This is a genomic window from Vibrio sp. 10N.261.55.A10, assembly GCF_041470825.1.
GTDB classification, from domain to species: domain Bacteria; phylum Pseudomonadota; class Gammaproteobacteria; order Enterobacterales; family Vibrionaceae; genus Vibrio; species Vibrio crassostreae_C.
The window spans coordinates 146,505-164,861 of sequence record NZ_JBFRNC010000007.1; the positions used below are offsets into that span (position 1 = coordinate 146,505).

The following is an 18,357-nucleotide window of genomic DNA, read 5'->3' on the forward strand; positions in this document are numbered from 1 at the left end:
CGGCTTAACTGATTAGTGTTGTCTCGTGTCAGAGCTTCGAATCAGCAAGCACTAAATTAGGGCGTTAGCTAGGTAGATCAAGAGAGCAAAGCCTTGATTTTTTCCCCTAAAATACAGCAATGAATAGAGCTTCATCACGAAATGGCAATCAATTGTTAAGAGTATTTAATTATTAATACTTAGGTATTTATCAATACGCATTGCCTTGGTGAATATCCAAACTCCTTTGAAATCGACACTATTCAATCATCTCCTACGTAGTTCTACTTAATCCTTTGGTCTAATACGTAACTTTGTTAACGCCATGCGTGCGTGCTCTCCCTGATATCTTGTTGCCTCATCACGGTGCACTCTTATGTTGAATCATAAAAAATGCTCATAGAAAGAGTGTTAACCCAACAAAGGACGTGAACATGAGTCTCATTTCTAACTCCCTCACACGAGTTTTTAAAAACGTTGCAGTAACTGCTGCGGCTTGTTTAGCTTTGGTCGCTACTGGTGCTACAGCCGCTGATAAGGTTTACCGTTTAAAACTTGCGGAAACTTGGGGACCAAACTTCCCAGTTTTCGGTGATGCAACCAAAAACATGGCGGCGATGGCTGAGAAGATGTCGAATGGTCGACTGCAAATCAGAATCGATTCAGCAAACAAACACAAAGCACCTCTTGGCGTTTTTGACATGGTTAAGTCTGGTCAATACGACATGGGTCACTCAGGCTCTTACTACTGGAAAGGTAAAGTTCCAAACACTCTTTACTTCACTTCTATGCCTTTCGGTATGACGCCAGCAGAACAATACGCGTGGTTCTATCACGGTGGTGGTATGGAGTTAATGGAGCAGGTTTACTCTCCACATAACTTGATGTCTTTCCCTGGTGGTAACACGGATATCCAGATGGGGGGTTGGTTTCAAAAAGAGATCAACAGCGTTGAAGATCTACAAGGTCTGAAAATGCGAATCCCGGGCTTTGCAGGCGAGATTCTTGCTGAGCTAGGTGCTAAACCGACGAACATTGCCCCGGGTGAGCTTTACACCTCTTTGGAGCGTCGCACAATCGATGCACTGGAGTGGGTAGGTCCATCACTTGATCTTCGTATGGGTTTCCACAAAATCGCGCCTTACTACTACACAGGTTGGCACGAGCCGGGTTCAGAGCTTCAATTCCTAGTGAACAAGCGCACATGGAACAAGCTTCCTGAAGACCTACAAGAGATCTTGCGTGTTGCCATGCGTACAGCGGCTTATGACATGTACACACAAGCAACGCACGAAAGTGGTAAGAACTGGGTTTCAATGAAGACTGAATACCCTGATGTACAAGTGAAAGATTTCCCGCCAGAGGTTATGTCTGCTCTGAAAGAAGCGAACGATCGCCTACTTGCGGCCCATGCTGAGAAAGATGAGCTGGCAAAAGAGATTCAAGCTTCACAAGCAAGCTACCTAGAACAAGTACGTTCATGGACGGATATTTCACATAGAGCTTACCTAAATAGCCAAGCGAAATAATCGACAGTTGTTGAACTGAAACTAAATGAACCCAAAGCTTTTCTTATTGAGTATTTAAGAGTGAATAAGCTGAGGGTTCATTTAAAACATAATAACTAAGCAGGATAAATCCTGTATTACGCTCAAGAACCTTTTCTACGTCCTACAGCTCGTTACCTCAGCTGCGCGATGTCTTTTCAAATTCCATGGAGTCGGGAATGCGAAGTCTAATTTATATTGAACGCCTGTTTAATCGTATCGGTGACGCACTGGGATGGCTTTCCAGTATGTTGTTTATTTTACTTATCGCCAACGTCGTGTATGACGTTGTCATGAGATATGCCTTCAACGATGTCTCTATCGCCTTCCAAGAGATGGAATGGCACCTTTTCTCCGCCGTTTTCCTACTCGGTGTTCCTTATGCCATCAAGGCTGGTGGCCATGTTCGAGTTGACGTGTTCTATGAGCAACTGAGCTTTAAAGCACAAGCGATTATTGACCTGCTTGGCACGCTTATCTTTCTACTTCCGTTTTGCCTGCTGGTGGCTTGGTTTGGTATCGATGTTGCCAAAGAGAGTTATGAACTGGGTGAAACCTCAGGCGATCCCGGTGGCCTGCCGTATCGCTGGATCATCAAAGCTATGATCCCGCTGTCATTCTTTTTGATGGCACTCAGTGGCGTAGGTTTGATCCTGCATTCACTGAATAAGATTTTTAATCCGCATCTTATCCATGCAAACAATATTCATACAAAAAACAAGTAGAGGCTGAACATGATTGGAATAGTAATGTTTTTCGTAGCCTTGTTTGCGCTTTTACTTGGCTTCCCAGTGGCGTTTACCTTTGGTGGTATCGCGTTAATCTTTGGTGTTTGGGCTGAGGGCATTGAAATGTTTGCCTTCATGCCATATCGAATTCAATCCATTATGGAAAACACGGTTCTGATGGCCGTTCCATTGTTTGTTTTTATGGGGCTCGTTCTACAAAAGACCAAGCTTGCTGAGCAGTTGCTTGAGTCTATGGGGCGACTGTTTGGCGGCGTTCGTGGTGGTATCGCGATTTCAACCGTATTAGTAGGTTCACTACTTGCGGCTTCTACTGGCGTGGTTGGTGCTTCTGTTGTTGCTATGGGACTTATCTCCCTACCTGTAATGCTCAAGTACAATTACGACAAAGGCTTAGCCTGCGGCACTATTTGTGCGTCTGGTACGCTAGGGCAGATCATTCCACCCTCCATCGTATTGATTCTATTGGGTGATGTTCTAGGTGTTCCTGTAGGCGACTTGTTCCAAGCGGCGATTTGGCCGGGCGTGATGCTGGTCGGCGCGTACATCGTTTATATCTTGATATACGCAAAGCTACACCCTGAAGCGGCTCAACCTATTGAACGTGATGACTCCATCAGCCGTAAGCAGGAAGTGTTTAATGCACTGAAAGCGATTCTTCCGCCTCTAGCGTTAATCATTGTTGTACTGGGCTCTATCTTCGCAGGTGTTGCTACGCCAACAGAGTCAGCCGCATTAGGTGGCGCGGGTGCGATGATACTTGCACTGCTTTACGGTCAATTTAGTTGGTCGATGGTGTACGAGGCGTCGAAAGAGACGGTGAAAGTAACGGCGATGGTATTTGCTATCTTGTTGGGTGCAACGGCATTCTCAATGGCGTTTACCTACACTGGTGGCGACTATCTGGTTGAAGAGTGGATGCTACAACTGCCAGGTGAAAAATGGGGCTTCCTGATCATTACCATGCTGGTGATTCTGATTCTGGGTTTCTTCATCGACTTCGTAGAGATCTGTTTCATCATCGTGCCGATCATTGCGCCAGTTGCTGAACTGATGGGCATCAACATGACATGGTTCGCTATCCTTATTGCGATGAACCTACAAACTTCCTTCTTAACGCCGCCATTTGGTTTTAGTTTGTTCTATTTAAAAGGCGTAGCACCGAAAGGCGTGACGACTAAGGACATCTACCGAGGTGTGATGCCGTTCATTCTGATTCAAATCCTCGTACTTGGATCACTTCTCGCTTTCCCATCTTTCTATGGAATGTGAGTGAAGCCAAGAATGTGAATGATATGTTTCGACGGCTATCTATAAATTGCTAAAGTAAAACGGCTTATTGATGTTCAGTAAGCCGTTTTTTGTGAGGGAAAGGAATGCCTCTAAAAGCCAAGCTGATTTTGCTGACGTTGCTCCCGTTGCTGCTGGTAACGGCGAGTATTAGTTGGATCTCGCTGCACCAGACTAAGACGTTAGGCGCTAAAGAAGTCGAGATCTTTAGAGACAGCCTAATCAAGTCGCGTGAAAACGCCCTCAAAGACACGGTTGATCTCGCGTTCGACGCCATAGAACACGTCTATAACGATCCAAATATCCAAGAAGCCCAAGCCAAAAAAAAAGTTCGAACCATATTGTCTAAACTTAGATATGGCTCTGATGGGTACTTCTTCGCATACGATCGCCTCGGGACCAACTTGGTTCATCCAATTCAGCCAGAATTGATAGGCCAAAACCTACTCCAACTGCAAGATGAAGATGGCGATTTTCTGATAGAGGCTCTGTTAAGAGAAGCGCAAACCGGAGGCGGGTTTCACCAGTATTTGTGGCAAAAACCGTCGACGGGTGAGGTGGTGTCTAAGCTGAGCTACGCCGCTTGGTTAGAGCGTTGGGACTGGATGATTGGCACCGGCTTGTATATTGAAGACGTACACCAAGAAGTGGCTTCGATGCAGGCTGCGATAAATAAGAATATTGAAACCACGTTCTTTTCGATTGTGGTGATTTTGAGCGTAACGGTCGCGGTCATCATCGTGCTGACCTTGGCTATTAACATGCATGAACATCGGATTGCTGATAACAACTTAAAGGAGCTGGCGCATAAGACGGTGATGTTCCAAGAAGACGAGAAGAAGCATCTAGCGCGTGAGTTGCATGATGGTATTAACCAATTATTAGTGTCGAGTCGTTGCCATTTGGAACTGCTCGGTAATAAGCTACAAAATGAAGACCTTAAAGCACATTTGAATAAGTCGCAGCATTCACTGATGCGAGCAATCGAAGAAGTGAGGCACATCTCGCATCAACTTCGTCCAAGTTCGTTGGATGATATTGGTTTAGAGGCGGCATTGTCTTCATTGTTGTTAGATTTTCAGGCGCATTCGGGTATTGAAGTAGAAACCTTGTTTAGCACTCAACAGGGTAAGTTGAAATCTGAGGCTGCGACAACCTTGTATCGAGTGGTGCAAGAGTCGCTGAATAATATCGAGAAACACGCGCAAGCGACCAAAGTAACGGTTATCGCTCAGCAAATTGGTAATGTGTTGCAACTACTGATTCAAGATAACGGTGTCGGTTTCAACACCTATAAAGCGATGGAAAAACGAGGGATCGGGCTGCGTAACATGAGAGAGCGAGTGGAGTTCATCGGTGGTGACTTTGAATTGATGAGTGAGATTGGCCTCGGAACGGAAATTACAGTGTTACTGACACTAGAGGGATTAATGAATGAGTGAAGTTATTCGAGTTGTGATTGCTGACGATCACCAAGTGGTACTGGATGGCTTTATGGCGAGATTGGAACTCGAGCCAGATATTAGCGTGATAGGTACCGCCAGCAATGGACTAGAAGCGGTAGAGGTTGTTAAGTCTTTACGTCCCGATGTGGTGTTGATGGATATCAGCATGCCTATCATGAATGGCATTGATGCCACCCATCTGATTAAAGAAGAAGACCCAGAAGCCAAGGTCCTGATGCTGACCATGCATAACAACCGTGAATACATCATGAAGGTGATGCAGTCGGGTGCAGTCGGTTACATGTTGAAAGAGATTTCGGCTGAAAAAATGGTACAGGCAATCAAAACGGTCAATCAAGGATCGACCTATTTCTGTGAAAAAGTCACGCAGAATTTGTTTACTCAGCCGATTACTCCCACGCCATCTGTCAAGAATCCATTGAGCAGACGTGAAGAGGCTGTGCTGAAATTAGTCGCAAAAGGGGAGAGCAGTAAAGAGGTCGCAAAGGCGCTGAATATCAGCTATCGAACGGTAGAAACCCATAGGCAAAATATTAAGCATAAGCTCGATATTCACTCTACGGCAGAGCTTGCTAAATATGCGGTCAGCTCCGGGCTTGTGGACTGATCTTACGCTAAATAACGTTAAATGTGTAATTTAATTACTAAATGCCTCCTTTATGGAGGTTTTTTTAGTATTTTTGCGACAGGTTGATATTCTTCTTTTCGAAATTTAAGCGCCGAATGCAATGTTGCAAACTGTGCGCTGCAAATTAGAGAGGAAGCATGGAGCCTGTAAAAGATAGGTATAGTATTGAAAATACCGATTATACAGTAGGACAAGATAACGTTCAGAAATGGGGTTTTGATGTTCATAACCCAGTATTTGGAATCAGTGCAGGGGCGATCATTATCTTCCTGTTGGCACTTCTAGTCGCAGACCCTGAAACCGCAAAAGCGGCGCTTGATGGAATCAAATGGAAAGTCATTGGTAACTTCGATGGTTTCTTCATGTGGGCAGCAAACATCTTCGTAATTTTCTGTTTTGCCCTCATTGTCTCCCCGTATGGCAAGATACGTATTGGTGGCAATGATGCCAAAGCAGAGCACTCAAACCTATCTTGGATGTCGATGTTATTCGCCGCAGGAATGGGTATTGGCTTAATGTTCTGGGGTGTTGCTGAGCCAGTAGCTTACTTCACTGGCTGGTATGAAACACCACTAGGTGTTGAAGCTTACTCTCCTGAAGCGGCGAAGTTGGCTCTTGGTGCAACCATCTACAACTGGGGTCTGCACGGTTGGGCGATTTACGCGGTTGTTGCTCTAGCGCTTGCCTTCTTCACCTTCAATAAAGGTTTACCTCTATCAATCCGCTCTATTTTCTACCCTATCTTGGGTGATAGAACTTGGGGTTGGTTTGGTCATATTGTTGATATCGTCGCTGTGCTTGCAACGCTATTTGGCCTTGCAACTTCATTGGGCTTAGGTGCTCAACAAGCAACAAGTGGTATTAACCATGTATTTGGTACCGATGGCGGTATTGGCATGCAGCTGATTGTTATCGCTGTGGTTACTTTCTTAGCGACAATGTCCGTGGTTCGTGGCATCAACGGTGGTGTAAAGCTTCTGAGTAATGTGAACATGCTGGTTGCTTTGGGCTTACTTATCTTCGTTACCATCGCTGGTGGCATGGCGGGTATTAAAGCAATCCCAACCGCGCTAATGGGCTACATTGAAAACTTCATTCCCTTAAGCAATCCTCACGGTCGTGATGACGAAACGTGGATGCAAGGTTGGACGGTATTCTACTGGGCATGGTGGATGTCTTGGTCACCATTCGTAGGCATGTTCATCGCTCGTATCTCTAAAGGTCGAACGATTCGTGAATTCATCGTTGCTGTATTGTTCATCCCAACGACAGTAATCATCATCTGGATGGCTATTTTCGGTGGCATCGCGATTGATCAAGTGGCGAACAAGGTGGGCGAGATTGGTGTGAATGGTCTGCAAGATATTACACTTTCTCTTTTCCATACTTACGATGCTCTGCCAATGAGCTCTGTGCTTTCAGTGGTATCGATTGGTTTGATTATGGTGTTCTTTATCACCTCTTCTGATTCAGGCTCATTGGTTATCGATAGCATTACCTCTGGCGGTAAAGTGGATGCACCGGTTCCACAACGTGTATTTTGGGCGTTGATGGGCGGCGCGATTGCAGCGGTTCTACTATGGGTTGGTGGTACGGAATCTATTCAAGCACTGCAAGCTGGAACGGTATCGATGGCGCTACCATTTGCCTTCATATTATTGCTTATGTGCCTAAGCTTATTGCTAGGTTTACGAACTGAAAATCAATTGGTTAAGCACCAAAATGCTTTGAGTTAAAAGTATTTTTGATAAAAAGGTCGACAGGGTCGACCTTTTTTTCGTCATAAACTTGAGTAATTACGTGAATATTGTTTGAAATTCCATCGAGCCGATTCTAGTTTACTGAAAACAACAAGTTAACCTGCTAAACTTCAGACATCCAAGTATTTGAATTATTGTGACAACAGCTTGTACTACTTGGATCGTAGGTTCGAGTTTGTAATTAAGTCGCAGGTAAGTAAGGAATACGAGGTCAATAGACCCTAATAGAATTCCGTAGAGAGGGATAATGACTAAAGGTATAGATAAATACAGTATCGACAGTACGGATTACACTGTCGGTCAAGATAACGTCCAAAAATGGGGTTTTGATGTTCATAACCCAGTATTTGGTATTAGTGCGGGACTTATCGCTTTGTTCCTGATCGGTGTTCTTATTACAGATACCGCTTCAGCAAAGGCTGCGCTAGATGGCGTTAAAGGCCAGATTATCAATTCGTTTGATTGGCTTTTCATCTGGTCGGGTAATATTTTCGTAATTTTCTGCTTAGGTTTGATTGTTTCTCCGTACGGCAAAATCCGCCTTGGTGGTGTTGATGCGACGGCAGATTACTCATTCTTCTCTTGGCTATCGATGCTGTTTGCCGCAGGTATGGGTATCGGCTTGATGTTCTGGAGTGTGGCAGAGCCAGCGGCTTACTTCACGGGTTGGTTTGAAACTCCGTTAGGTGTTGAACCAAACACACCAGAAGCTGCAAAACTGGCATTGGGCGCAACCATGTATCACTGGGGTCTACACCCTTGGGCGATTTATGGCGTAGTAGCACTGTCACTTGCGTTTTTCTCTTACAACAAGGGATTGCCTCTTTCTATCCGTTCTATCTTTTACCCAATTTTAGGTGATAGAGCTTGGGGCTGGGCAGGTCACATTGTTGATATTCTTGCTGTACTTGCAACGCTATTTGGTCTGGCGACATCGTTAGGTCTTGGTGCACAACAAGCGGCAAGTGGTATTCAGCATGTATTCGGCATTGAAGCGGGCCTAGGTCTGCAAGTTATTGTGATTACAGCGGTGACTTTATTGGCGGTAGTATCAGTACTTCGTGGTATTGATGGTGGCGTTAAAGTTATCAGTAACATCAACATGTTGGTGGCTTTCCTACTGCTTATCTTAGTGGCTCTAATCGGCTACGCGGTGACTTTAGGTTCTATCCCAACGACATTGATGGCATACATTGAAAACATCATTCCGTTGAGTAACCCTCACGGTCGTGAAGATGAAACGTGGATGCACGGTTGGACTGTATTCTACTGGGCTTGGTGGATCTCATGGTCTCCATTCGTAGGTATGTTTATCGCACGTGTTTCTAAAGGTCGTACGGTTCGTGAGTTCATCACAGCAGTACTGATTGTACCGACTACAGTGACTATCATTTGGATGTCAGTATTCGGTGGCATGGCGATTGACCAAATCGTGAATAACGTTGGTATTCTTGGTCAAGACGGCCTAACAGATGTATCACTAGCAATGTTCCAAATGTTTGATGCACTGCCGTTCGGGACTCTGCTTTCAATCATTGCGGTTGTATTGGTTCTAGTATTCTTCATTACATCGTCTGACTCAGGCTCTCTAGTAATCGACAGCATCACCGCGGGTGGTAAAGTTGATACGCCTGTGCCTCAACGTGTGTTCTGGGCGTTCCTAGAAGGTGCGATTGCTGTGGCTCTATTGTGGGTTGGTGGTACTGAAGCAGTACAAGCTCTACAAGCGGGTGCAATCTCTACAGCATTGCCATTCACCATCATTCTATTACTGATGTGTGTGAGCTTGCTAATGGGTATGCGTACAGAAAAACGCTAGGCTTTGTAAGCTGAAATCTACTGCAATTTATACGCAGTAGAGTGGTAAATAATATGAAGGCAGAAGAGGAAACTCTTCTGCCTTTTTTGTTTCTTCTTTACCGTGTTTTCTTGTCTCTTTTTAACATGTGAAGTGCGATAAAAATACTAATAACCGTAGAGATAATGCCGCCTTAAATTTGGCGACAAGCCAAGGAATTGACATTAGGTAAGCTTATGGTTTGCTTAAAATTATATTCCGATATTAAATTATAAAATTGCTCGAATTTAATACTGATATTGGGTAGTATGCGCGAGATTTCCCACCACTCGTGAAACTTTGACATGAAACTAACACTAAAGCAGAAGTTGATAGGCGCTAGCCTATCTGCTGTTGTCGTTATGGCTACAGCGTTGACTTGGTTGTCAGCAAACCAATTATTTGAACAGACTCGTAATGGCGTATACCTACGAGCTGAAAGCGTATCTGAAGCAGCATCTGAAGGTATTAAAAACTGGATTGATATCCGTACTGATATCGCATCAGCATTTAATGACTTTTCACGAGAGGATGATGTTGTTCCTTTCCTTAGACAAGCTCGTGTAGCGGGTGGCTTTGACGATATCTTTTTAGGTACTCCAGAAGGTGGAATGTACCGTTCACATCCTGAACGTAATCGTGCAGATTACGATCCTCGTCAACGTCCTTGGTACCAAGAAGCAAACGCTGCAGGTAAGCAAATCATTACTACGGCTTACCAAGATGCAATCACCAAAGCACTTCTAGTAACGATCGCAGAACCTGTTCGCCACAACGGCCAACTTGTTGGTGTTGTTGGTGCAGACGTACTGATCGACCAGTTGGTTAACGATGTAATCAGCCTTGATGTTGGTGACAACGCTTACGCAATGCTAATTGATGCCTCTGACGGCACATTCCTAGCACACCCAGATTCAGCACTAAGCTTGAAGCCGGTAAGCCAGCTTTCAAACGATATCTCTATGCCTATCATCGAAAACGCAGTGCGTACGGGTAGCATCGAGATCATCAAAGAGCGCGGCGCAGACAAGCTGCTTTACTTCACGAAGGTGCCTAACACTAACTGGATCTTCGCGGTTCAGATGGACAAAGCAACAGAAGAAGCGAACCACTCAACGCTACTTACTCAGCTGATCATCACTGCTGTCGTTATTACGCTCATCGTAATCGTACTCGTGTCTTGGTTAGTAAGCTTCCTATTCCGTGATTTGAACCGTGTTTCAGCAGCACTTGAAGAAATTGCTTCAGGTGAGGGCGATCTTACTCAACGCCTTGAGCCTAAGAGCGACGACGAAATTGGTCAGCTTGCAGCAAACTTCAACCGCTTTGTGGGTAACATGCACACCATGGTGATCAAGCTAAGCGAAGTATCTGCTGCGCTAGGCAACCAAGCACGTCAAACGGCTTCTCAAGCTGAAGAACGTAGTGCTCGTATCCAAATGCAACAAGACGAGATCAACATGGTAGCAACAGCCGTTAATGAAATGGCTGCAGCAACACAAGAGATCGCAGGTAACGCAGACCACACTGCACAGAACTCATCTGAAGCGGTTGGCGCGTGTGAGCACGGTACTGGTCAAGTGACACAGACTCAAAGCTCTATCCAAAACCTTGCTCAAGAAGTTCAAATCGCAACTAACGTGATTCTCGAGCTTGAAGAGCACGGCAACAGCATCAACGCTATCTTGTCTAACATTCAAGGTATTGCAGAACAAACGAACCTACTTGCACTTAACGCCGCTATTGAAGCAGCACGTGCCGGTGAGCAAGGTCGTGGTTTCGCAGTAGTAGCGGATGAAGTTCGAGTTCTGAGCCAACGTACACACGGTTCAACGCAAGAAATTCAACAAACGATTGAGTTGCTGCAAGGTACAACAGGCAAAGCGGTTAACATCATGAACGATAGCCGTACTCTTGCTGAAACCAGTGTTGATGACGCGAACTCAGCGGCTGCAAGCCTAACGCAAATCCATGCTGCTGTTGAACGCATCAGCGACATGGCAACACAGATTGCTTCTGCTGCAGAAGAGCAAGCGTCAGTAACGTCTGAGATTACTCGTAATACTGAAGGAATCCGTGACGTATCTAACGAGCTAGCAGACGAAGCGCACCAAGCTGCAGAGCAAGCTGCTCAGTTATCTGAACTGTCTCACGAGCTAGAAAGCGAAATCAGCCGCTTCAAGCTGTAATCGAAGCCAATATAACAAAGCCCCGACTTAGGTTCGGGCTTTGATGTATCTGTACAATCTAGACTAACGAGTTATTTAAACTCAAACTTGCCCTTCATGATTGCCCAGTGGCCCGGGAATGAACATAGGAAAGAGTAGTCGCCACCGGCTGTCATTTTCTCTGTGCTGAAAGTGATTGAGGTTGACTCGCCACCACCGATAACACGAGTGAAGGCGTAAACGCGGCTGTCGTCAGGTTTTACGTAGTTATTGTCGATACCTGCCGACATACCATCGATGCCTACTGCTTGTAGCGACGCAGTGTCTGTTATAACGACGTTGTGGCCCATTGATTGGGCTGGCATAGAACCAGTATGGTTTAGCGTCAGCTTCACTTCTTTACAGCTCGCTGGAACGCTTAATGTGTCAGTTGAAAATTTCATTTGATCACTAGCATCAATCGATACTTCACATTCCGAGCTCGCTTGAGCGGTAAAGCTAGCACCTACAAGCGCTATCGTTGTTGCGATTAATCGTAAAGACATACACTGTTCTCCATTATTTTAGGGGGAGGTTATTCCATGAGGTTGATTGATACGTATTATCCTAGAAAGATGATCATAGTAATGTGCTACGACTTGAATTGTGTGCAACTCGTTGCTTTGTAAATGGTAAGTTTTTGTAGGAAAGGGCAAAACTAATCAGCGCATGAACAACCGTTTAGGGGGGAATGGTTGCTCGAGACTAGAATCGCAGACAACAAAAAGCCCGAGCATAAACTCGAGCCTTGAATAGTTTTCTTTATAGCTTAAGGGGAAGCTAGATTGCCTGACGAAGTTGGAAATAACGTCCTTCTTCGTTTAACAGCTTCTCGTGAGAGCCGTTTTCAACAATCTCGCCTTGTTCAATCAGAACGATAGAATCCATCGACTCTAGACCAATCAAACGGTGCGTAATGAAGATAACCGTCTTGCCTTCAAAGTGCTTCTCGAACAGCGTCATGATGCTGTGTTCTGTTTGCTTATCTAAGCCTTCTGTTGGCTCATCGAGAAGCAGGATAGGGGCATCATGAAGAATCGCACGTGCGATGCCAATACGGCGCTTCTCACCACCAGATAGTTGACGACCACCGTCACCTAACCAGCTATCAAGTGCGTTATTCTCAAGCAGCTTTTCTAGACCAACGTCTTTTAGGATATTCGCTAAGTGATCATCGGTCGCTTCTGGTCTTGCAATCAACAAGTTGTCACGCAAAGTACCATTTAGAATGTCGACACGTTGGCTTACTACACTGATTGATTCACGAAGCTGCGATTCGTTCCACTGCGTCAGTTCAATACCCGCGATTGATATGTAGCCCTTTTTAGGATCCCAGTAGCGAGTCAGAAGCTGGATCAGAGTCGATTTACCAGAACCTGTTTGACCCACAATCGCTACTTTGTTCGTTGCCGGAATCGTTAGGTCGACAGCGTTCAGAACACTGCGCTCAGAGTCAGGGTAGTTGAACGTCACGTTTGAGAACGTAATATCAAGCGGCTTGTTGATGTCGAGTTTCTCTTCAGCGAACTGAACTTCAGGTTCTGACAGAATCACTTCATTCAAGCGACGTGCAGAAGACAGAGTCTGACCTAAATGCTGGAACGCGCCTGCGATTGGCATCAATAGCTCAAAACTTGCCATGGTTGCGAACGCCATTAGCGCGATGAACGGGTCTGGAGCATTACCGCCCACGCCATCTGCCGCAAGCCAAAGCATAAGAACCAGCGTCAAACCGTTGAACAGCATTAGCGCAGCTGAAGCCATACCGGTTAGGTTAGCATTCACAAACTGATTCGCCATCAGCTTTCGTTGCGTTTCTAGAATCGCATTACGGTAACGCTCTTCAGCACCGAACAGAGTTAGCTCGCTGTAGCCTTCAATCCAATCTAGCGTTGTCACACGAAGATCCGCTTTGTTCTGTGTCAGCTCACCACCGTTACGTTTACCCAATTTGTAGAACAAGATTGGCCAAACCAACAGCATGATCAGAAGGATAGAACCTAAGATTAAACCTAGTGAGCTATCGAACCACATTAAGAACAGAGTCAGGAAGAAAATCCCGAACACACCCACCGTCACAGGGCTTACTAAGCGCAAGTACACGTGATCCATCGCGTCGACATCAGCAACCAAGCGGTTCAGAAGATCAGCATCACGAAGGTTTGAAATACGACCTGGGATCAGCGGAGCCAGCTTCTTGAAGAAGAAGATACGCAGATCAGTTAACAATTTGAATGTTGCATTGTGGCTGACAACACGTTCACCCCAACGACCCGCAGTACGGCTCATTGCCAAACCACGTACACCACCACCCGGTAGCATGTAGTTGAAGGTTTCACGTGCAATCGTAAGGCCTGCAACCGCAGAAGCTGAAATGAACCAGCCTGATAGCGTTAACAAGCCAATAGAAGCCGACAGAGTAGCAAAAGCCAATAGCATGCCTAGCGATAGGCCAAACCAATGCTTTTTATAGAGTTTCAGGTAAGGCAGTAAATCACGCATCTAAATTACCCTTATTATCTTGTTGAGCTAAGTTCGCGTTAAGCATCTCTTCGAATAAACCACCCGCAGTCGAAAGCTGAGAGTAATGACCTTGTTCAACAAGACCACCATCGCGCATAACCAGAATGTTATCGACCGATTGAAGCGGGGCAAGTTGGTGCGTCACAAGTAAGGCAGTGCGGCTTTCGATGTTGCTATTGATGCCTTTCATTACCAACTGTTCGCTACGAGTATCTAGGCTGGCAGTGGGTTCATCGAGCAACCAGAACTGACCGTCTTGAATCATTGCGCGAGCTAGAGCCAAACGCTGAGATTGACCCACAGACAGACCGCCAGAGCGATCAGAAATCATGTAATCCAAGCCGTGCTCATTTACGAATTCGTTAGCAAAAGACTGCTCAAGTGCATTCTCGACAACTTGGTCAGTGATATCGTGCTTACCTAGAGTAACGTTGTCACGAATTGTGCCGTGCAGTAGCAACGGGTTTTGACCAACCCAACTAATCGTTTTACGCCAAGAGGCTAAGTCTAGGTCACGCAGTTCAATGCCATTGATTTTCAAGCTTCCTTCATAAGGCATGAAACCAAGAATGGCGTTGATCAAACTTGTTTTACCCGCACCACTTGGACCAACTAACGCAGTCGATTGGCGAGTATTCAGTGCAAACGAGATAGGGCCAACCAGTTGAACACCTTCAGGGCTTAACACTTTGAGATCTTGAGCTTCAATATTGATGCCTTGAGCCGGATCAAGCTGAGTGTCGCCTGATTTAACCTTAGTGATGTCGGTTTCTAGGAACTCGACAATACTTTCAGCTGCGCCAACCGCTTGTTGCTTCGCGTGGTAGAAAGTACCTAAATCACGCAGAGGTTGGTAAAACTCTGGCGCCAAGATAAGGATAAACAAACCTGCGAATAGCGTAATGCCAACGCCGTAGTGGCCGAAGTTAAGCTCGCCGATGTAAGTGAAACCAAAGTAAACCGCCGTCATCGCAATCGAGATAGACGTGAAGAACTCAAGTACTGCAGACGACAAGAAAGCGATCTTCAATACATCCATGGTGCGCGTTCTGAACACCTCAGATGCACCTTTCAATACTTCTGTTTCAGCGTTTGTGCGGTCAAATAGACGGATGGTTGTCATTGACTGCAAACGGTCGTAAAAGTGACCAGAAAGACGTTGCAGTGCTTTGAAGTTTTTACGGTTTGCATCGGCTGCTTTCATGCCAACCAATGCCATGAACATCGGCACCAGTGGCGCAGTCAGCAAGAAGATAAGGCCAGCTGCCCAGTTTACAGGGAATACCACGACCAAAATAATGAATGGAATCATTACCGATAAAGACATCTGAGGTAAGTAACGAGAGAAGAAGTCCTGCATGTCTTCTACTTGTTCTAGCAACAGGGTTGCCCACGTACCGGCAGGTTTGCCTTTGATATAAGCAGGGCCTAACTCACGTAACTTATCAAGGATGAGTTGCCTGATGTAAACACGGATCTGTTCACCACAGCGATAACCTGCGATCTCACGTCCCCATGTACAGCCAGCACGGCCAACGACCGATAATGCCAAGCCTGCGAAATGACCAACCAGTTCAGATTTATCGACATTCTCGATGATCAGCTGGTGAAGAATAGAGGCGAGAAGCGCTGCTTGAGCAATTAAAAACACACTTGAAAGTACGCCAAGGCTAATCGCAATCATAAGCCAGCGTTTTGCTAACTTACTTTGTTGCTTAAGCCACTTATTCAAGCTGCGTTGTTTTTTCTTATCCATTATGAAGGCTTAATGATAATTATTATTCGTTGAGGGCGGCTAGTATACAAAAGAAAGCCCAGTGGATATACCACTGGGCTTTAGGGATTTACAACAAAATGTGATGACGCCCTGCATCTACTAAGGCGAGAGCGTCGATAATCAAATCTGCAATCTCAGATTTACTTATCGTTAAGGCCATCTAGGAAGCGTTCAGCATCCAGAGCAGCCATACAACCAGTACCAGCAGAAGTGATCGCTTGGCGGTAGTTGTGGTCCATAACATCACCCGCAGCAAATACGCCTGGGATGCTTGTTTGTGTCGCGTTACCTTCAAGACCAGACTGAACGATGATGTAGTCATCTTTCATATCTACTTGGCCTTTGAAGATTTCAGTGTTCGGTTGGTGACCGATAGCGATGAACGCGCCCATTACGTCGATATCTTCTGTCTTGTCAGACTGAGTATCTTTAATACGAACGCCAGTTACGCCCATATCGTCGCCAAGAACTTCGTCTAGCGTGCGGTCAGTGTGAAGAACAATGTTGCCGTTCTCTACTTTGTCCATTAAACGCTTAACAAGAATCTTTTCAGCGCGGAACGTATCACGACGGTGAATCAGGTGAACTTCAGATGCGATGTTAGATAGGTAAAGTGCTTCTTCAACTGCAGTGTTACCACCACCAACAACCGCTACTTTCTGGTTGCGGTAGAAGAAACCATCACACGTTGCACAAGCAGAAACGCCGCGGCCTTTGAATGCTTCTTCAGAATCTAAACCTAGGTATTTAGCTGATGCACCTGTTGAGATGATCAACGCATCACAAGTGTACTCGCCAGAATCGCCTTTAAGACGGAAAGGGCGGTTTGAAAGGTCGACTTCGTTAATATGGTCGAACAGGATCTCTGTTTCAAAGCGCTCTGCGTGCTCTTTCATGCGATCCATTAGTGCTGGGCCTGTTAAACCTTCCGCATCACCCGGCCAGTTTTCCACTTCAGTTGTGGTTGTAAGCTGACCACCTTGCTGCATACCAGTAACCAGAACTGGGTTTAGGTTTGCACGAGCAGCGTAAACTGCAGCTGTATAGCCAGCAGGGCCAGAACCAAGAATCAATAAATTACAGTGCTTTACGTCGCTCATGAGGACTCCGAAATTGAATTTGTTTTAATTTATAATCGCTTAGGATTGTATGGAAAATATGGAGGCAATAAAAGGTTAAACAAGGGTTGAAGTGTAATTAATCGTTATAGTTTAGAACTTAATGGAGACAAACGTTTTCGTGGCTGGAAGATCGCCTAAACCACCGTCTTCCTCGAGGATTCTTATTGCCGCCTTTTTGATTTCTAACGGCCATGTCAAAATACGCCAAAATAACTGTATATAAAAACAGTATTTAATTATAAGATTGCACGCACGTTTGATAGGCAACGTTAGAAAGATGAGGAACGAGCAATGAACTTACTCCCAACAGGCACACAGCTAGGTAAATTGGAATTACTGGAAGTGTATCAAGACGTCTTAGGGCCGAAATGCTTCACGGTTAAGAATGAAAACACCCAAAGGTTTATGGTGTATTGGAGTGGGGATTACGACAACGGCCAGTGCATTAAGTGGGCTTTCATGATGCGTTCCACCGTTCAGACAAGCTTTACTTAGCGACTATCTATACAAACGAAGTAGGGAAGCCCGCAAAAGTCGAACTGCTGACAGCTATGAACAAGCACTTGGTAAACCTACCGCCCGTTGATTTTGAAATCGACCTTGAAGAAGCTTGTATGTTTTAGTTTGTACAAGGGGAGTTAAGGTCTCTTCAATTCACATAATTGTTTTAATCAGCTTTCGATTCTGGGGTTCTTTTGATCATGTTGTGGCCTGCTTTTAACACATGGGCGAGAACCACACCCATAAGGATGTTAAAGAGTAGTTTTGGTATCGATTCTGTACCAACGCTTAATAGGCAGGTAACTGCTGTTGAACCTAACAAGAGCCCGATTAGCTCACTATTACTGAATAGTCTCATTCTTTTCCCTGCCTCATTTTCATTAGTGGTAAGCCTAAACTATCTCGTCAGTGCTATGTTTCTGATAGCACAACCTTAACGGTAGCTTCCTAAGTGTTCTAAAGAAAATCGTCATCCATAGAAGTGCTTGAAAAAGAATCGTCAAAATCTATAGAAGAACTTGAAAAAGAATCGTCAAAATCTATAGAAGAGCTTGAGAAAGGATCATCAAAACCCGTAGAGCTGGTTGAGCTACCTAAACTTGAAAAACTATCTTGTAATGTATCGGTCAAATCGGTACCAAATGGGTTACCAGCTGAATCAATCCCTCCCATCATAGTTAAGCCCGTAGCAGGGTTAATGATTGGAGAATCCTGATCTGAGAATGAATTAGAACTGTCATATAGCGAGTCATCATCCGCCAGTAGGTCTAAGGTAGCGGCTGTAGCTATGGCCGTGGCTGCTGTGCTATTGGCTGTTTTCGTACCTGCGCTGTTAATTCCCGAAGTATTTTTTTGCCGTGTATTTTCTTTTGTTGAGGACTGGATCCCTAATATAAACAGCCCTACAAAGAAAACAGGACTTACTACTGGGAGAATGTAAGCAGGCCCCAATAAAATGGTTCATCGCGGCTTTCC

Annotated in this window: 14 protein-coding genes and 1 pseudogene; 9 read left to right on the plus strand and 6 right to left on the minus strand. The window is 45.2% G+C overall.

Annotation, left to right across the window (positions count from 1 at the left end):
* Window positions 1-413: 413 nt before the first annotated feature.
* The 8 genes from AB4274_RS02280 to AB4274_RS02315 all read left to right on the plus strand — a co-directional run bounded on the left by AB4274_RS02280 (window position 414) and on the right by AB4274_RS02315 (window position 11,442).
* On the plus strand, window positions 414-1,508 hold the full coding sequence (locus AB4274_RS02280; RefSeq protein ID WP_017060957.1) for a TRAP transporter substrate-binding protein: 1,095 nt from the start codon (window positions 414-416) through the stop codon (window positions 1,506-1,508).
* Window positions 1,509-1,705: 197 nt separating this feature from the next.
* Window positions 1,706-2,251 (plus strand): TRAP transporter small permease subunit, encoded by a 546-nt coding sequence (locus AB4274_RS02285; RefSeq protein WP_017060958.1) that lies wholly within the window; start codon window positions 1,706-1,708, stop codon window positions 2,249-2,251.
* A gap of 9 nt (window positions 2,252-2,260) precedes the next feature.
* Window positions 2,261-3,544: a TRAP transporter large permease subunit gene (locus AB4274_RS02290; RefSeq protein ID WP_029235146.1), complete on the plus strand. Its 1,284-nt coding sequence runs from the start codon at window positions 2,261-2,263 to the stop codon at window positions 3,542-3,544.
* 104 nt (window positions 3,545-3,648) lie between these two features.
* On the plus strand, window positions 3,649-5,004 hold the full coding sequence (locus AB4274_RS02295) for a cache domain-containing protein (protein WP_017072488.1): 1,356 nt from the start codon (window positions 3,649-3,651) through the stop codon (window positions 5,002-5,004).
* Complete coding sequence (locus AB4274_RS02300; protein WP_017060961.1) at window positions 4,997-5,635, plus strand: response regulator transcription factor; 639 nt, start codon at window positions 4,997-4,999, stop codon at window positions 5,633-5,635. Before AB4274_RS02295 ends, AB4274_RS02300 begins: the two co-directional genes overlap by 8 nt.
* A gap of 158 nt (window positions 5,636-5,793) precedes the next feature.
* Window positions 5,794-7,392, plus strand: a complete 1,599-nt coding sequence (locus tag AB4274_RS02305; RefSeq protein WP_017066829.1) for a BCCT family transporter — start codon at window positions 5,794-5,796, stop codon at window positions 7,390-7,392.
* 271 nt (window positions 7,393-7,663) lie between these two features.
* Window positions 7,664-9,235 carry a BCCT family transporter gene (locus tag AB4274_RS02310; protein WP_017060963.1) on the plus strand — a complete coding sequence of 524 codons (1,572 nt, stop codon included), beginning with the start codon at window positions 7,664-7,666 and terminating at the stop codon, window positions 9,233-9,235.
* 323 nt (window positions 9,236-9,558) lie between these two features.
* Entirely contained in the window at window positions 9,559-11,442 is a 1,884-nt protein-coding gene (locus AB4274_RS02315) for a methyl-accepting chemotaxis protein (protein ID WP_017070254.1), read from the plus strand.
* Between the two features lie 71 nt (window positions 11,443-11,513).
* Here the strand turns inward: AB4274_RS02315 and azu are convergent, their stop codons facing one another.
* From azu to trxB, 4 genes are all read right to left on the minus strand, one after another.
* Entirely contained in the window at window positions 11,514-11,966 is a 453-nt protein-coding gene (gene azu, locus AB4274_RS02320; RefSeq protein ID WP_017063577.1) for an azurin, read from the minus strand.
* Window positions 11,967-12,240: 274 nt separating this feature from the next.
* Window positions 12,241-13,962, minus strand: coding sequence for a heme ABC transporter ATP-binding protein/permease CydC (gene cydC / locus AB4274_RS02325; protein WP_372110795.1), 1,722 nt, complete (start codon window positions 13,960-13,962; stop codon window positions 12,241-12,243).
* Window positions 13,955-15,739 carry a heme ABC transporter permease/ATP-binding protein CydD gene (cydD, locus tag AB4274_RS02330; protein ID WP_017063579.1) on the minus strand — a complete coding sequence of 595 codons (1,785 nt, stop codon included), beginning with the start codon at window positions 15,737-15,739 and terminating at the stop codon, window positions 13,955-13,957. The genes cydC and cydD overlap by 8 nt, the downstream gene beginning before the upstream one ends.
* Window positions 15,740-15,900: 161 nt before the next feature.
* Window positions 15,901-16,860, minus strand: a complete 960-nt coding sequence (gene trxB / locus AB4274_RS02335) for a thioredoxin-disulfide reductase (RefSeq protein ID WP_017063580.1) — start codon at window positions 16,858-16,860, stop codon at window positions 15,901-15,903.
* A 312-nt stretch (window positions 16,861-17,172) separates the two neighbouring features.
* Here trxB and AB4274_RS02340 point away from each other — a divergent pair.
* A pseudogene (locus tag AB4274_RS02340) lies at window positions 17,173-17,504 on the plus strand (DUF6575 domain-containing protein).
* Between the two features lie 44 nt (window positions 17,505-17,548).
* On the opposite strand, the gene AB4274_RS02345 reads toward AB4274_RS02340, so the two are convergent.
* Both AB4274_RS02345 and AB4274_RS02350 read right to left on the minus strand, forming a co-directional pair.
* Complete coding sequence (locus tag AB4274_RS02345) at window positions 17,549-17,740, minus strand: hypothetical protein (RefSeq protein ID WP_372110798.1); 192 nt, start codon at window positions 17,738-17,740, stop codon at window positions 17,549-17,551.
* Between the two features lie 98 nt (window positions 17,741-17,838).
* Window positions 17,839-18,333, minus strand: coding sequence for a hypothetical protein (locus AB4274_RS02350; RefSeq protein WP_372110800.1), 495 nt, complete (start codon window positions 18,331-18,333; stop codon window positions 17,839-17,841).
* Window positions 18,334-18,357 lie beyond the last annotated feature (24 nt).

Excerpts from the sequence above, each read along its gene's own strand:
- AB4274_RS02280 (WP_017060957.1), top strand. The coding sequence starts at position 414 with ATGAGTCTCATTTCTAACTCCCTCACACGAGTTTTTAAAAACGTTGCA.
- AB4274_RS02285 (WP_017060958.1), top strand. The coding sequence starts at position 1,706 with ATGCGAAGTCTAATTTATATTGAACGCCTGTTTAATCGTATCGGTGAC.
- AB4274_RS02290 (WP_029235146.1), top strand. The coding sequence starts at position 2,261 with ATGATTGGAATAGTAATGTTTTTCGTAGCCTTGTTTGCGCTTTTACTT.
- AB4274_RS02295 (WP_017072488.1), top strand. The coding sequence starts at position 3,649 with ATGCCTCTAAAAGCCAAGCTGATTTTGCTGACGTTGCTCCCGTTGCTG.
- AB4274_RS02300 (WP_017060961.1), top strand. The coding sequence starts at position 4,997 with ATGAGTGAAGTTATTCGAGTTGTGATTGCTGACGATCACCAAGTGGTA.
- AB4274_RS02305 (WP_017066829.1), top strand. The coding sequence starts at position 5,794 with ATGGAGCCTGTAAAAGATAGGTATAGTATTGAAAATACCGATTATACA.
- AB4274_RS02310 (WP_017060963.1), top strand. The coding sequence starts at position 7,664 with ATGACTAAAGGTATAGATAAATACAGTATCGACAGTACGGATTACACT.
- AB4274_RS02315 (WP_017070254.1), top strand. The coding sequence starts at position 9,559 with ATGAAACTAACACTAAAGCAGAAGTTGATAGGCGCTAGCCTATCTGCT.
- azu (WP_017063577.1), bottom strand. The coding sequence starts at position 11,966 with ATGTCTTTACGATTAATCGCAACAACGATAGCGCTTGTAGGTGCTAGC.
- cydC (WP_372110795.1), bottom strand. The coding sequence starts at position 13,962 with ATGCGTGATTTACTGCCTTACCTGAAACTCTATAAAAAGCATTGGTTT.
- cydD (WP_017063579.1), bottom strand. The coding sequence starts at position 15,739 with ATGGATAAGAAAAAACAACGCAGCTTGAATAAGTGGCTTAAGCAACAA.
- trxB (WP_017063580.1), bottom strand. The coding sequence starts at position 16,860 with ATGAGCGACGTAAAGCACTGTAATTTATTGATTCTTGGTTCTGGCCCT.
- AB4274_RS02345 (WP_372110798.1), bottom strand. The coding sequence starts at position 17,740 with ATGAGACTATTCAGTAATAGTGAGCTAATCGGGCTCTTGTTAGGTTCA.